The 15,410-nt window shown below is 56.7% G+C and carries 11 protein-coding genes; 4 read left to right on the forward strand and 7 right to left on the reverse strand.

The genetic code is table 11. From position 1 onward, the window contains the following. Positions 1-45 precede the first annotated feature (45 nt). Positions 46-1,338, forward strand: a complete 1,293-nt coding sequence (locus tag UH5x_RS02310; protein ID WP_482634560.1) for a PQQ-like beta-propeller repeat protein — start codon at positions 46-48, stop codon at positions 1,336-1,338. 9 nt (positions 1,339-1,347) lie between these two features. Here UH5x_RS02310 and UH5x_RS02315 read toward each other — a convergent pair whose 3' ends face one another. The 3 genes from UH5x_RS02315 to UH5x_RS02325 all read right to left on the reverse strand — a co-directional run bounded on the left by UH5x_RS02315 (position 1,348) and on the right by UH5x_RS02325 (position 4,949). Then, the gene (locus UH5x_RS02315; RefSeq protein ID WP_482634561.1) at positions 1,348-2,418 is read right to left on the reverse strand and encodes an aldo/keto reductase; all 1,071 of its coding nucleotides are present in this window, start codon (positions 2,416-2,418) and stop codon (positions 1,348-1,350) included. A 752-nt stretch (positions 2,419-3,170) separates the two neighbouring features. Further along, positions 3,171-3,674, reverse strand: coding sequence for a TFIIB-type zinc ribbon-containing protein (locus UH5x_RS02320; protein ID WP_482634562.1), 504 nt, complete (start codon positions 3,672-3,674; stop codon positions 3,171-3,173). A 252-nt stretch (positions 3,675-3,926) separates the two neighbouring features. Continuing rightward, entirely contained in the window at positions 3,927-4,949 is a 1,023-nt protein-coding gene (locus UH5x_RS02325) for a CE1 family esterase (RefSeq protein WP_482634563.1), read from the reverse strand. Between UH5x_RS02325 and UH5x_RS02330 the strand changes: the two genes are divergently transcribed. Then, positions 4,948-5,079: a hypothetical protein gene (locus UH5x_RS02330; RefSeq protein WP_482634564.1), complete on the forward strand. Its 132-nt coding sequence runs from the start codon at positions 4,948-4,950 to the stop codon at positions 5,077-5,079. The genes UH5x_RS02325 and UH5x_RS02330 overlap by 2 nt on opposite strands. A 200-nt stretch (positions 5,080-5,279) precedes the next feature. On the opposite strand, the gene UH5x_RS02335 is transcribed toward UH5x_RS02330, so the two are convergent. Further along, positions 5,280-8,765 carry an exo-alpha-sialidase gene (locus tag UH5x_RS02335; protein WP_482634565.1) on the reverse strand — a complete coding sequence of 1,162 codons (3,486 nt, stop codon included), beginning with the start codon at positions 8,763-8,765 and terminating at the stop codon, positions 5,280-5,282. 382 nt (positions 8,766-9,147) lie between these two features. Between UH5x_RS02335 and katG the strand changes: the two genes are divergently transcribed. Next, the gene (gene katG / locus UH5x_RS02340; protein ID WP_482634566.1) at positions 9,148-11,586 is read left to right on the forward strand and encodes a catalase/peroxidase HPI; all 2,439 of its coding nucleotides are present in this window, start codon (positions 9,148-9,150) and stop codon (positions 11,584-11,586) included. A gap of 218 nt (positions 11,587-11,804) precedes the next feature. On the opposite strand, the gene UH5x_RS02345 is transcribed toward katG, so the two are convergent. The 3 genes from UH5x_RS02345 to UH5x_RS02355 form a co-directional block, all read right to left on the reverse strand. After that, on the reverse strand, positions 11,805-12,557 hold the full coding sequence (locus tag UH5x_RS02345; protein WP_482634567.1) for a hypothetical protein: 753 nt from the start codon (positions 12,555-12,557) through the stop codon (positions 11,805-11,807). A gap of 138 nt (positions 12,558-12,695) precedes the next feature. After that, positions 12,696-12,944 carry a hypothetical protein gene (locus UH5x_RS02350; protein ID WP_047816140.1) on the reverse strand — a complete coding sequence of 83 codons (249 nt, stop codon included), beginning with the start codon at positions 12,942-12,944 and terminating at the stop codon, positions 12,696-12,698. A gap of 132 nt (positions 12,945-13,076) precedes the next feature. Next, positions 13,077-13,322, reverse strand: a complete 246-nt coding sequence (locus tag UH5x_RS02355; RefSeq protein ID WP_482634568.1) for a hypothetical protein — start codon at positions 13,320-13,322, stop codon at positions 13,077-13,079. 475 nt (positions 13,323-13,797) lie between these two features. Here UH5x_RS02355 and UH5x_RS02360 point away from each other — a divergent pair, with 475 nt between their 5' ends. Beyond that, a complete protein-coding gene (locus tag UH5x_RS02360) occupies positions 13,798-15,141 on the forward strand; it encodes an MFS transporter (protein ID WP_482634569.1) in 1,344 nt (447 codons plus the stop codon). Positions 15,142-15,410: the final 269 nt, after the last annotated feature.

Genomic DNA, 15,410 nt, shown 5'->3' on the forward strand with positions numbered 1-15,410 from the left:
ATTCGTTTTGCTTGACACCTCCGCCATCTTTTGCATCCACTTCCCATGATCCATTCCCGGTTCGGCAACCTTGCCGTTTGCATCGTTCTGTTGTCTGCCAGCGTTGTTGCGTTTGATTCGTCACACAACCGCGCCCATGCAGAGGAATGGAGCATTTTCCGAGGACCATCGGGCAACGGAATTGCAGACGCGGACGCCAGCGTCCCAACGGAATGGTCACCCGAGAAGAACGTTGCTTTCCGAACGGAGTTGCCCGGGGAGGGTTGGTCGTCTCCCGTGATTGCGAATGGGCGGATCTTCGTTTCGGCGGCGATACCTGCGGATTCAGATTCCGATTCGAGCAAGACAGAATTTGATCTGACGTTGATCGTTCTCGATGCGAACAGTGGCAAGCTGTTGAAGTCCGTTCCACTCATGCAGCAAACCGCCGAGAAGAGTGCCAGGATTCACAAGAAGAACTCCCATGCCAGCCCCACGCCGATCGTGGAAGGCAACCGCGTGTTCGTGCACTTTGGATATCAAGGAACGGCGTGTGTCGATCTCGATGGAAAACTGATTTGGAGGAACCGCGACCTGTTCTTCAAACCGGTCCATGGAAACGGTGGCACTCCGGTGTTGGTCGACGACAAGTTGATTTTCACGTGCGACGGAGCGAGCGATCCCAAGGTCGTTGCACTGGATGCCGCAACGGGCAAGATCGCGTGGGAAGTCAAACGTCCCATCGACGCCAAGAGGAAGTTTTCGTTTTGCACCCCGTTGACGATTGTGGTCGATGGGCAGAAACAAGTCATCGCGCCCGGCAGTGATTGTGTGTTGGCACTTGATCCCGCCAACGGCAATGTGATTTGGCAAGTGCGTTACTCGGGATACTCCGTGATCCCCAAACCGATCTACCACAACGGATTGGTCTATTTGTCGACCAGTTACGACACGCCCAGCATGCTGGCGATCGATCCGACTGGATCAGGTGATGTCACCGACACGCATCTGAAATGGTCGCTCAACAAGAATGTGCCCCACACCCCATCGATGCTCGCCGACGACGAGTTCATCTACTCGGTCAGTGACGATGGAATCGCGATGTGTGTGGAAGCGGCAACCGGCGACATCGTCTACAAGAAACGCGTGGGCGGTGGGTTTTCCTCGTCACCGATTTTGGTGGACAACAAGATCTATTACACCAACGAATCTGGCGTGACGACCGTCGTGGCGACAGGCCCCGATTACAAGGTCCTGGCGGAAAACGATCTCGGCGAACGCACGCTTGCCTCAGCAGCCGTCGATGGCAACGCGCTGATCATGCGAACCGCCGACGCGATCTACCGGATCGAAGAGTAGTCCAAGGTCTCATGCCTTCGTGGGCGCGTTCTGGGCGATGAGCTTCTTCGATTTCAGTTCGTCCCAGAAGGCTCCGGGAATATCGACTTTCATCGCAGCCACATTCTCGTTGACCTGTTGAGCCGTTCGAGCACCAGGGATGATGGCGGACACCGTCGAGGGAGCCTCGGCAAATTGCAGAGCTGCGGTCTTGATGTCGATCCCGTGCCTGTTCGCGACCTCGTTGATTGCCGCGAACTTTTGCTTCATTGCATCTGGGATCAGGCTGGAATAGTTGAAGCGGTTTCGTCCTGCCAAGTAGCCGCCATTGAGTGGTGCTCCGACCACAGCAGAAATGCCATGCTCGTCCAGGAGCGGAAACGTTTTCTCCAGGGCTTCTTGATGTTCCAGAATCGAATACTGAAGTGCCAACAAACAGATGTCTGGATCGGCAATGTCCACCGCCTTGTGGATCGCGTGGGGAGAGTTGATGCCAAATCCCCAGGCCTTGATGATGCCTTCCTCACGCATTTTGGTGAGCTCTGGCATGGCGCCTTTGGCGGCTTCGTCAAAGTACTTGAGCCAGTCTGCACCAAAGTCACTGTTCTGAGGTGAGAGGTCGTGAATGAAGACGATGTCGAGTGAGGAGACACCAATGCGTTGCAGGCTGTCTTCGACCGATCGACGCGTTCCCGCCGCCGTGTAGTCGTATCGGTAGTGAAAGGGAGAGTGGTTGGCCCAGTGCCATCGTTTGGGCAATGGTTCTGCCGAGGGTGTCAGGAGACGCCCCACCTTCGACGACAGAACATAGTCTTCCCGTTTCTTGTTGCGGAGCAAATCTCCAAACCGCCGTTCACTCAAACTCAGACCGTAAAACGGTGCGGTGTCAAAGTACCGGATCCCAGAATCCCAGGCTGCGTTCAGCATGGCGAGGATTTCTTCATCATTCGAAATGGTGTTGAATCCATTTCCGGCTGCGAGTCCGCCTAGTCCCATTCGGGATGTCGGGCGATAACGTCGGTCGTCGTCTGGGGGATTGGTGGGCAGCGCTTCGTTGGTATCAACCTGTCCCTTGGTCTTCATGACTTCGCCTGTGGACATTTGAATTTTCAACGCTTGGGCAGATGCGGGCGGGCTGATCAACGATCCAACTCCAAGTGCCGCGCTGGCGTGCAACAGGTTTCTTCGGGAGAACATAAGGTTTCCGGAAAGGATTGTGTGTGGAAGCGAGTTCGCAAACTGGATTGCGTTGGGTTCGAGGTGGATCCGACGTGCTTGGACAGCGACTGTCGGTCGTTTGCGCAGTGAGTCAATGGCGAGGATCCAATGGGGACCGCCATGCAAAGTGCATCACCAATCACAGCAGAGAGCGTTTGGCGAGCCTCGAGATTGGTAGCCTCGTCAATGGAGGGTGCCTCGCTGCCGTTATGTCTCGCTAACGGCGATTTCAGTCGGATGGAAGACGCCGTCGAATGGTAGAAATCACGCATTCTTCATCGAGCGACGCCGATCAGGCGTACGCGAGGGTGAGGGCCGGACATGGGAAGTGGCGCGTGTTACCCTCCCCAGGGAAATCTCACTGAACGCTCGTTGTCCGACCCCTCCCGCTGCGGCTTGTCGATTGGGTCGTCCACGAGGTTTGAACGCCGGTAGGATGGGCACTCTTGCTCGTCCAAGTTGCGGATGTCGGCCAAGAGTGGCCAACCGACAGCAAAATCGACGAGCCCGTTGCCAATGGGCGAGGTTCTCAATTTGTAGCGAGCAAAGCACTTCAAAACTGCGCGACCTTTTTTCGGGTCGAGGTCGACGTCCAGCACGCGTGCACGAGAGAGGACGCCAATGGGCGGGCGTTCTCAGCGCAGTCCGGGGGCTTCGGCGAGGGAGGTCACTTCGCCGCAGTCCAGCCAGACGGTTTCGCATCGGCTGCAGGAGTCAATCGCAACACGTCCGGGGCCGGCATAGAAAAAGGAGTCCATGGACAGGCAACACTTCGGGCACGCCAATCGCGAGTGGTGATCTCTGGGACCATCCAGAGCGGGGTCGAACTCTCCGGTTTGATCGGGACCCAGGTAGGACTTTCGCCGCTCTCGAACCAGCGTCGCAAACGTGGCTTGATTCAAAAGGACGCCTTGGCATTTTCGGCAGCCTTCGATGGAATGGGTGTCGATCGAGCCGATTTCCAACTGTGTGTCGTCGCAGGTCAGGCAGGGTGTGTCCGACAACGTCCCAGTCAAAACGAGTCCGTCGCTGGAATTCGCGAGGGGAGTGGTGACGGCGAGGCGGGAGCAGTAGTCACAGAAATAGCGCCCGGATCGTCCCATTCGTGAGACAGGGGCACCGCAAGATTCGCAATTCATCGGGGTTTCTTCCATCATTCAACTGACGCGTTACGTTCCAGCAAACAGCTTTGCTGTTGGAAACGTGGGTCACGGAATGATTGGATGAGAACGAGTATTCACGTGCGGATTGGTGCATTGACGCCAAGACGTAACGATCCGGTTGGTTGTGACGGATGAATCGCATGTCATGAGCCTCAACGTGTTCAGGTGACACGGCAATGCAGCGAATCCAAGTCGCCGGGGCTGTTATGCTTTGACGTCGGGGCGGATTCAACGCTCCGCTTTGTCCGCGCGGGCTTGGGGTTGCCGAGCGTGCTCTTGAAAGAAGTCCCAAATGAGGTCGAAGCCTTTGACGTCTTGGTTGGAATACCCAATCAGTCGAGCGGGAAAGTACTGCGAACCGCCAGGCAGACCATGTCCACCGCCGATGACTTTGTACAGCATCACGGCAGTGCCACGTTCGCCGCCCTCCCAAAGTTTGCTTTCGATGTGAGAGTGGTCTTCTTTGTTGGTGTCCGGTATCAATTCAATCTTCGGATCGGGTTTGGTTTGGTTGTGCTTCACCCACAACGAGACGGCTTCATCCGTTGAAATCGCAATTCCTCGCGGTGCGTCCTCGTGTCCTTTGACTTGGTTGAAACGATTCGTCAGAGGCTTGGCGACCGGCCCGCCATCGTAGGGGACCAGTCGATCCTCGGTGCCGTTCATGTAGAGGATCGAAACCGGTGATTTCGGTTCAAACTGTTTGCTGAGCGGTTCTCCCATCGTCGCGATGACCACCGCGACGGCAGCGAAAGTTTCGGAATGTTCGATCGCCAAACGCTGAGTCATGAAGCCACCGTTGGACACGCCGGTGGCAAAGATTCGGTTGCGGTCGATGGGATGTTCTTTGCACACCCGTTCGATCAAATCCATCACGAAGCCGACATCGTCGATGGTTTGGTCGTGTTCCGCGAACATGGGGGATTCGCGGCCATCGTTCCAGTGTTTGTCGATCCCGTTCGGATAAGGGACAATGAATCCTTCGCGGTCAGCGACAGGAGTCAGCCCCATGACAGAAGCCGTTCGCGAATTGCCGCCTCCGCCGTGCAAGCAAACGACCAGCGGGACTTTGGCGTCGGCGGGCAGATTCTCAGGCACATGGATTCGGTATTCGCGATCCAAACCGTTGTGCTTCACCGAGACGCTTTCGCCGGTCGCTCCCGATCGCAAACGGAATTGGGCGAAACCGATGATCGATCCCAATGACACAACGGTCATCACGACTGCTGAGACAGTTAATCGAAGGAACATGGTTTTCTTGCGAGACATCGAGGGCACCACGGGATTTGTGTTGCTGTCCGAATTCTTGGCGAATCCGGCTACAGAGTTCGGTGTTGCTGTCCGAATTCTCGACGAATCCGGCTACGGAGTTCGGTCGTGAATCAGCGTTGGGCTGACTTTCGGTCCATGACACAATACCTTCGCAGGCCCGATGGGACTGTTTCAAATTGAATCAAAACGTGTCGGCGTCATGCGGACGTGTCGCTGTCCGAATTCTTGGCGAATCCGGCTACGGAGTGCGATCGCAACCGTAGTGGACGAGGTAACGAGTCCCTTGTGTGAGTTCAGTGATCGGACTCGTCAGAGCGGCTGCTTGTTCGTCGCCAGGTGTCTTTCGAAGAAGGCGAAGATCACCGAGTTGGAATCCGCGTTGGGCGAGTGATCCGGGCGATTCGTCATGGCCACGCGGTCATCGTGACCTAGTAACTGGTTGATGGCAACGCAATGGTTCAGGGCTTCCCAACGACGAATGGGATCGGCCGACCCGCCGGAAACCAGAAACGGTCGCGGTGCCATCAACGCGTGCAGTTCGTGCAAGTCGTGACCCTTGGCCACCAATTTTGGGTACAGACCGCGGGCCGGATTTTCGGCGGTGATGAGCCCCCGTTTGCGCCACGGTCGCGAATGATACCCCAGGTACCAAGGTTCCCAGTAGTTCACGCCGGACATCGATTCATCAAACACAATGCCGGGATCCGACCAGGCACCACAGGCAAATCGTTCGGAAAGACAGGCCGCGAACATCGCCCACTTTCCGCCGAAGGAATGGCCCACGACGCCAATCCGATTTGAGTCAACTTCGGGGCGATCTGCCAATACCTGCCAAGCATTCGCAGCAGCGCAGGCTAGCATCGACAACGGCTGCACCGAGGCATCGTCAATGGACGGATGGTACAGCGAATACGTTTTGGCTTGCGTTGCCTCCGTCGTGCCAATCGAAAGAGTCACGAAACCTCGGCGAGCCAACTGCAGGGCGAAATCGCGATGTGGGTTGCCTCGTCCGATCGCTGTTTCGGGTTCGTAGTAGACCGTCAGGACGGCGGGCAAACCATTCGCTTCGGACCGTTCTGTGTTGGGGATCAAAAGGTACCCGGTTGTCTTCTCGTTTGGCGTCCAATGGAATTCAACGGTGTGCTTCGTCAGTGAATCGTCTTGTGTCGTGTCGATGATTCTGGCTTGGGGATCGCTGATCAACGCAGGCCATCTGCCCAGCATGGATTCCCACCGCGAGCGAATCTCTTCTCGCCTTGGAGGCCACTGGTTGGCTTTCGTGACCTGCGTCCCGTCGTCAAAGATCAGCGGGGATCGGTAGGCACCGAACTCGTCCGCCAGGCTCTTCGGTGGCTGGCTGTACGCGGTAGGATCTGCTTTGATTCCCGGTGGGCTTTTCTGCGATGCAAGCTGATTCGGCTGGTTCCATTTCAGTTTGGCGATGTAGATTCGGTTGTTGCTTCCGTGCTTTTCAACTCCCGCTGGTTGCATCCATTCCGCAACCGTCACCCAGGTCTCATTCTCTGAGTAGCGAGTGACGCCAAAGTTGCCCAGTCGGGCTCCGTGTTCCGGAACCAACACTCGCTCGGTCGATCGAATGACCTGCAGCTTGTCTGGGTCGACTCGGGCGATGAAGAGCGGCGCCCGGTGGCGAAACACATGGTCGTTGTTGGCCCCACGACGCGTGTAGACGAGAAACAGCCCGTCGCTGTGAGTCACCCAGTGTTGCTGGGTGTTGTAGTTGCCCAGTTCTTGACCGTCGTCGAACGTCCAGCGTCGGGCAGTTTCGAAATTCAGACCGTCATCGCTGACGGCGACATAACCATGTTGGTCATTCCGGAGCGTCAAGTAGAATCGCCCGTCAAAGTGGGTCAACGAGGGCTCGTACAAACCTCGGTCCACCGGGATGGTCAATGCGTTTCCATGGTCGATGTAGTGCAACGTTTCACCATCGAAACGACAGCGAACAATGATCGACGAGAACTGCTTTTGGTGGGGCTCTTTGCAGTAAACGGGAACCAGGACGTCTCCGCCGGGCAAGTCAACTCGCTGGGCACTGCCGGAACCAGCGTTGCGGAAGCGTGGCTCGTCGGGTAGTTCGACGACTTTCCAATCGTTCCATGTTTGATTCTCTGGGTTGACTACGCCGTAGGCGATCCCGCGAGGCCGTACATGCATGACACGATTGTTTCGGTACCAAACCGTTTGCCCGATCCCAAGCAAACGCTGGCTTGCCGCATGCCACTGGGGGACGAAATCGCAAACGGTTGTTTCATCGCCTTCTTGCAGCAAGTCTTGGGAGCCTTCACCACCGCGAGGGATGATGTCACGCTGAACCATTTGGCGAGAAAACGAATCGATGGGGCTGAGTTTCGACCAGGTGTCAGAACCCGCGGACTGGCGAGATTCATGCAAGCGATAGAAGACATCCGACCCCGAGAGCAACAACTTCTGGGTGGTCATCACCGCGGTAGGGTCGCTGTTCTGTGTGGGAATCACACCGACACGGGCGTGCACCCAGCACTCCTTGCCTTCAAACCCTTCCTCGGCGACTTCCAGTGACACCGAATAGTCCAGGTCGTCCGTGTTCAAGTTTTCGGCATTCTGTCCGTCAGTGGTCGAGACCTCGTCGCCTTCGTAGAACCACGAGACCGGAATTCGCGTGATTTGCAACGAATTCAATCTTGGGTACTCGCAGTGCGCCAGCAGCACATGATCGTCAACAAACTCGATTGCGGTGTAGCAGTACCAACCTTCCGGATCCGTTCCCACGTTGCGAATGTTTTGCCACGTTTTGCCATCGTCCTTTGAGATCGCGGCGGTGAAAGGGCGGCGTCCGACGGGTTGCTTCTTGGCCAAGTCGTCGTCGCCGTTGTTCCACAGCATCAACAAGTCACCCGTCGATGGAATCCGTTCGATTGAGGCGGGGGAAACCGTGGGCTGAGTGAAGGAGGATCGTGTCAGCTCCGACCAAGTCTCTCCTTGATCGTTTGAATAGGAGAGCAATTGGCAATCACCGCTGCGACAGAACATCATCAGTCGACCATCGCTGAGTTCGACGACGCCGGGTTCCTGTGCCAAGGATTCCGACGACAACGCACTCTTGCTGCGTTGCCACGTTGCGCCTCCGTCGTCAGATAGGTAGCAAACCATCTCGGCCGACTTTCGATAACCGGGCCAACCGACTTGATAGTGAACCGCGAGTGGAGCGACCAATCGCCCGCTGCGAAGTTGGATCACACGGTCATTGTTCAGAATTTGGTAGGAGGGGATTTCCTTCGGAACAATCCGAGTTGGATCGGACCAAGTTTCACCTTCATCGGAGCTGGTCCGCATCAAGATGTCATTCAAGAACAAATGATTGGCTTCGGGCGTCGGATCGTACTTGCGGATGTAGAACAACCCGATTCGACCATCTTGCAATCGCAACAGTGAGACCGACATCAGGTTCGAGTCATCTGCACCACGTTCGATCACCGGCACATCTTCCTTGGTCCAGGTCACGCCGTTGTCGTTTGACACGCGCGATACCAATTCCGCTGGAGCATGGTCTCCTGCACCGACAAACTTGGTGTAGACCAGCAGCAAGCGTCCGTCTTTCAACCGGACAAAGTCACCTTCGCTGTTGCGAGCATTTCCAGTGCGAGGCTCGATTCGCAGGATCTTTTCCACTCCTGCGGGCACACCGGTCGGCGGTCGCTGGGCCACGCCAGTGATGCAGATCAGCGTGCCCACCAGGAAGGCTGGGAATGCGAGGAGGGACCGGGCATGGGAGATCATCGTTGGCCGTGGCATGCAGCTTCTATTCGGTGAGAGATTCGTCGCGGCGTTCATTCCGGCGGATGTCCAGTTCAGCGGAAAAGATCCACTGAATCGGTCAAAACGCAACGAGGTTGGGGCGGGTGGCAAACAGGCGGGATCGCTTTCGCGATGGAGGTCGCATGATAGTGCATTTTGAGCGTCCGGAGCAGTTTTGCATGGCGTTTTCCCGTACCGACGCGGTGTTGCGGCATTCTGCTCCCTACAGGCATGGGCGTGTCATGCGTTCCGTGCATGGACCAGATGCAGTAAATGCATTGGACGTTTCGTCTCGCCGCCCGATACTAGAGATGTGCCCCACCTTCCCGAAGTGATTCAGCTCGGGACCAGTTTGCAACTTTTTTTGAGGACGCGGACCATGAACTCCACCGACAACAAGACAACCCAACAACCAACGACGGCCGAAGTCTGCCGGCAATTCGCGAGACGACTGTATCGCAGCCCCGTGTCGATTCGACCGCTCGCGCTGACGATTGGATGTTTGGCCGCTTCAAGCACCGCAGGGTTGATGGCGCAGGGGACCGGAGCTGCACCTTCCACTTCGCAAGCCGACGCGATCAGTCAGTGCCCCGTGATGGGCAACCCGGCTGGTCCGAATCGGCACACGGTCAACGGAGCGATGGGCAACGGTGATTGGTGGCCGAACCAATTGAACCTCGACATGCTGCATCAGAACTCGATGAAGAGCAATCCGATGGGGGCGGACTTTGACTACGCCGCCGCGTTCAGTTCATTGGATTTGGAAGCGGTCAAAACGGACATCAAGGAATTGATGAACACCTCGCAAGATTGGTGGCCATCTGACTACGGTCACTACGGGCCCTTGTTCATCCGCATGGCCTGGCACAGCGCCGGGACCTACCGTGTTTCGGATGGCCGGGGCGGAGCATCCGATGGCACGCAACGCTTCGCACCGCTGAACAGTTGGCCTGACAATGCGAACCTGGACAAAGCCCGCCGATTGCTCTGGCCAATCAAGCAGAAATACGGCAGCAAGATTTCTTGGGCGGATTTGATGGTGTTGACTGGCAACTGCGCTCTCGAAGACATGGGCTTCGAAACGTTTGGTTTTGCTGGCGGTCGAGAAGACGTTTGGGAACCACAGAAGGATGTCTATTGGGGACCGGAAACAACCTGGCTGGGTGACAAACGCTACAGCGATGATCGAGCCCTGCAAAACCCCTTGGCGGCTGTGCAGATGGGATTGATCTACGTCAACCCGGAAGGTCCCAACGGGAAACCCGATCCAATCGCGGCGGCCAAGGACATTCGCGAAACGTTCGCTCGCATGGCAATGAACGATGAGGAAACCGTTGCCTTGATCGCTGGCGGTCATACGTTCGGCAAATCTCACGGGGCGGCGACTCCCGAAGGCAACGTCGGGCCCGAACCGGAAGGCGAAGGCTTGGCCGCGCAAGGTTTGGGGTGGATCAACACGCACGGAACCGGGAACGCAGGCGACACGATCACCAGCGGTTTGGAAGGTGCGTGGACATCGACGCCGGCCGAGTGGTCGCATGGCTACTTCGAAAACCTGTTTGGCTACGAGTGGAAACTCGTCAAGAGTCCCGCCGGTGCTTGGCAGTGGACGCCCACCGATGAGAACGCCAAGGGCACCGTGCCGGATGCCCACGACGCATCGAAATCACACGCACCGATGATGTTCACGACTGACTTGGCTCTCCGCATGGACCCGGCGTACGGGAAGATCTCCCGTCGTTTCCATGACAATCCAGAGCAGTTTGAAGAAGCGTTTTCGAAAGCGTGGTACAAGCTCACTCACCGTGACATGGGCCCGGTCTCGCGATTGCTCGGGGACAGTGTTCCTGAACCACAACTGTGGCAGGACCCGGTTCCCGAAGCCACCTTCGATGTGATCGGAACGAAAGAGATTGAGCAGCTCAAGCAGAAAGTTCTGGCGACCGGATTGTCGTCCTCGCAATTGGTTTCCACCGCCTGGGCATCGGCCTCGACTTTCCGCAACAGCGACATGCGTGGCGGAGCCAACGGGGCTCGCATTCGCTTGGCTCCGCAGAAGGATTGGGACGCGAACGAACCCGCTGAATTGGCAAAGGTGCTTTCAACTTTGGAAGCCGTGCAGAAGGAGTTCAACGGGTCGCGGAAAGACGGGAAACAGGTTTCCATGGCGGACTTGATCGTCTTGGGCGGCTCCGCCGGAATTGAAGCCGCGGCGATGAAGGCGGGACATGCGATCCAAGTCCCGTTCACCCCTGGGCGAACCGATGCGACGCAGGCGATGACCGACGTGGAGAGCTTTGAACCGCTGAAGCCAATCGCGGATGGATTCCGCAACTATCAAGGTCACAACGCAGACCGTCCCGCTGAAGAGATGCTGGTCGACAAAGCCAACTTGCTCTCGTTGACCGCACCTGAAATGACCGTCTTGGTTGGTGGCATGCGTGCTCTGGATACCAACGCCGGTGCCGGTCCGCTCGCTGACTTGGGCAAATTGACCAAACGTCCCGGTGCGTTGACGAACGACTTCTTCGTCCACTTGCTGGACATGAACACGGTCTGGAAACAGTCACCGATGTGCGAGCACTTCTTCGAGGGACGTGATCGCGAAACGGGCAACGTGAAGTGGACGGCCAGCCGAGTGGATCTCGTCTTCGGATCCAATTCGCAGTTGCGAGGGATCGCGGAAGTCTACGCCAGCGAAGATGCGAAGGAAAAGTTCGTTCAGGACTTCGTGGCTGCGTGGACAAAGGTCATGAACCTTGATCGGTTCGATGTCAAAGACACAGCGTCGGATGACACGCAAGTCGCCGCGAAATAGCACGCCGACCTTCGTGGCTGAGGTGGCGAGTCCTGCTTGGGGACTCGTCACCTTCCGTTGGCTCGCATGCATCTCGCGTCGCTGAGCTAGGCAAGGTGGTCAATAAGCAGGTGGGGAGGAGTCATCGGACACAACCTTGTGAGCCGTGTGGGCGTTCGCCTGGGTTGTATGTGGGAGCAATGACGCGTGCGACCTGCTTAACAGCGGACGATCGTCAATCAGGGCGCGTTGGTTGGAACCCGCTCGTGTTCCAGGTAGTCAGGTGCAAATGGATCGCCGATGGACGTCCAAAGAAACATCCGGCCGCCGCGTTCTGCTAGGTAGTAACTTTGTGTTGTCGGCCAAAGTGAATCATTCAGTGTCAGCTCGACTCGCTGGTGGGAATGTCTGTTTCCGGCTTCTTGAGGAACCAACTCCCAGGTTCCTTCGCTGCGAAGAAAACCAAATCGACTTTCGCGATTTCTGGCCCCATCCATGAACGACTGGAATCGGGCACTGCCATCTGCATTCAGCTCGATGAAGTGGGGTTCGCCACCCAAGTAGTACTGCTCCGAGAGGAACAAGAAGTTCAGCGTCTGTTCGGTGGGCGTCCAAGTGCCATGCAGCTCACTGGGGGCAACCACTCGATCGATGTGCCGAGAGGAGCCATCGGCCGATGAAAACGCCAATATTAAAAAGCACAGTGCTATCAGCAAGCACTTCAATGCAGCGAAGCAAAGAATGTTGAGGAGCAGTGCAAACGGAAACTTTCGCGAGTAAACGATCGCGGCCAAGGCGAAGACAGTGAAAACGAGCGGGACTGCAAACAGCAGGGGAATGGAACGTGGCAAGACGTTGGCATCCATCAGCGCGATCACCGAAATCCCGGCCGTGAAAATCAATGCAATCAACGCCAGGGTCAACGTCCAGGCAACCTTCCGAGAGGTGGTGCCACGCAGCCAACAACGAAAGCAGTGATGCAGCTGGTTCATGGATTCCATCCTTCGACGCATGAATGCAGTGGAACTCGCCCCCTCGTTCACGTTGAAAGCCGAATCGCGTGAACCGTCCGGTGAGGTGCCTGGCGGCTCTCGAAGCTTGGCTGCGTCAGGCTTGTACGGGACGTCTTCTTAGGTCGTTGCGAACGCAATTGCTCCCACCCCAAGTCTGGCGATGAAACCGATTGTGAGCATCAGGACCGGGATCTTCAGTTCTTGGTAGTTCAGGAACCCGTAGATCAAACAGAGCGGCGAAATGATCAAGCACCCAAGGCCCCAGAGAATTTCGCCTTCGCTGAAAGCCATCACCGTGATCCAGAGCCAGCCGATCACGCTGGCGGCCATCGCGGTCATGGCCAAGATGTTGAGAAGAATTTCCATGAACGATTCCAGGTGCCAAGACAATGAGGAGGACGCCAAGTCGAAAGACGACAAACAGGCATTGTAATGTGTCTTCCCCGGCGGAGGGGGCTGGTTGCCCAGGAAAGTGCGACGCAGGAGTCGTTGTGATTGTCACTCCTTCGTTGGGTTCTGATTGCTCGCTTGGGATTGCTGTTGGCGTGCATGATCGATCAGCGAGGAAAGGCCCGCCGAGATGGTCCAAATGATTGAAATGCCGACCAAACCAGGAGCGATTCTTTCGATCATTCCGAGCCAGCCGAACTCTTCAAGCAAACTTGGGAGGTTGCCTTCGGAATCAGGAGTTCGATGACGCGGGACCACCGGAGCGACGAACCAAGCGACAGGCGGTGCGACCATGAGCGACCAGAAAAATCCGTTGCGACAACCGATGAAAAAGGCATGTGCGAGGGAACGGCTTTCTGACTTTCGCTCACCTTCATCTGGAATCGTATGTGGTGGTTGGAACGGATCCGGTTTCGAATGTGGTTTGCTTTTGTCGTTCATGAAAATCGCAAATCGCGTGTTGGTTCCGTCATCGTTTTCTTTCATTGAAGACGTAGGCCAGGTTGTACCTGGCGATGGTGGCTGGCCGGTGGGTTCGCCATCATGATGGATGGTCGGTTTGTGATCACACCTCGCTTTGTTCCAAAGCATTGGCTGGGTTGCGATGTGGAACATGGCCTACGGGAGGACGCGTCATGCGGGGGATCATTGGGGCGATGGTTTGGGTTGCTTCGGTCGGTTGGGGTGGCCTGTCTGTCAATCCCCGCTGACATCGTTGCTGGGGGACGATCCAATGCATCGCTTCGAATTCGATGCATTGATCAAGTGTATGAAATCTGACCAACACGATGTCGAACGCCCCACGCGTTCAAGGTTCGCGAATTTTCCCTTCGATCCATCTGCGGTGCCATTCTTTTACGGAACGGTGGTGTTGGTGTGTGGAACGCTGGGCGTTTTGGCGAGTGCGCCGGGACAAACCGTTGGTGTTTCGGTTTTCACGGATTTTCTGATCGAGGCACATGAGTTGTCGCGAAGTTGGATCAGTTTCGCCTATTTGTCCGGGACGATTGGCAGCGCATTGCTGATCAGCCGCGCGGGTCGATACTACGATCGGCTGGGTGGCCGATGGGTGTCGGCTGGATCCGCGGCCATGTTGTCGATCGTTTTGGTGGGTATGAGTTTCTCGAATGAGATCGCGGGAGTGGTCGCGTCCGCGTTGCCAGCGAGCTATCGAGATGGGGTCGCGTTTGCTGTCCTGACGGTCGGCTTCTTTGCGATGCGATTTTTCGGGCAAGGCATGCTGACGTTGTCGTCTCGCAACATGGTGTTGGAGTGGTTTGAACAGCGGCGTGGGATGGCGCTGGCGTTCATCGGTATTTCGATTGCCTTTGGCTTTTCAATCACGCCCGCGTTTTTCGAGTGGTTGATTCAGCGGGGCGGATGGGCCTGGGCATGGCAGACGATCGCGATCATCGTGGCTGTGTTTTCGCTGCTCGCCGTGGTCTTTGCCCGATCGCGTCCCGAGGAACACGGCATGCTGCCCGACGGACCGTTTGCGAAGGAGAATCGCAAAGCACACGCGGAAACGTTGAGTGGACGGGATTTTACACTGTCGGAAGCCCGACGAACGTACAGCTTTTGGGTGTTCACTTTCAGTGTGGTGTTGTCGGGATTGTTGCTGACAGCGTTCTCGTTCCACGTCGTGTCGATTTTTGCGGACGCGGGGATGTCACGTGCCCGGGCGGTTTCGATCTTTGTTCCCGCGGCATTCGTCAGCGTGGTGGTCGAATTCGTCGGCAGTTGGCTCAGCGACTTTGTCAAATTGAAATACCTCGCGATGGTGCAATCGCTTGGCAGTTTGATCCTCGCGTTGAGCCTCTCGTTCTTGGACGCGAACATCTCCGTTGTGTTCGTCGTGTTGGGGATGGGGTTGATGCAAGGCATGTTCGGCATCATTTCGGGTGTCACCTGGCCTCGTTTTTTCGGTCGCATGCACCTGGGTGCGATCTCGGGGTTCTCGACGTCGATCGTCGTCGCGGGGACCGCGATTGGTCCTTACCTGTTCAGTGTTGCACACGATCAAGTCGGCGTGTATCGACCGGCAACGTTGCTGTGTGCCGTCGCGGCCGTGTTTCTGATCGCGGCGTCCTGGCGAGCCGATCGCCCGGTGTGAAATTGAAACGCATCGGTTTGGCAGTTGGCCTTGGTGCTAGCCCGTTGGGCAACGCAGAGTGTCGCAATGATTTTGACGCAGAGACGCAGAGACGCAGAGACGCAGAGACGCAGAGATGCAGAGATGCAGAGATGCAGAGGCATCACAAGCGGGGAGGGCGGGCAGCCATGAGTTTGGCCGTTGGCCAAAGGGGCGAGCGTGTACGCATCAGTCCTGGGACGTTGTCCCAGGCTAAATTGAACAAGGCCGTTGGCCTTGGGGCATGAGCC

It is taken from the genome of Rhodopirellula sp. UH5, assembly GCF_056839225.1.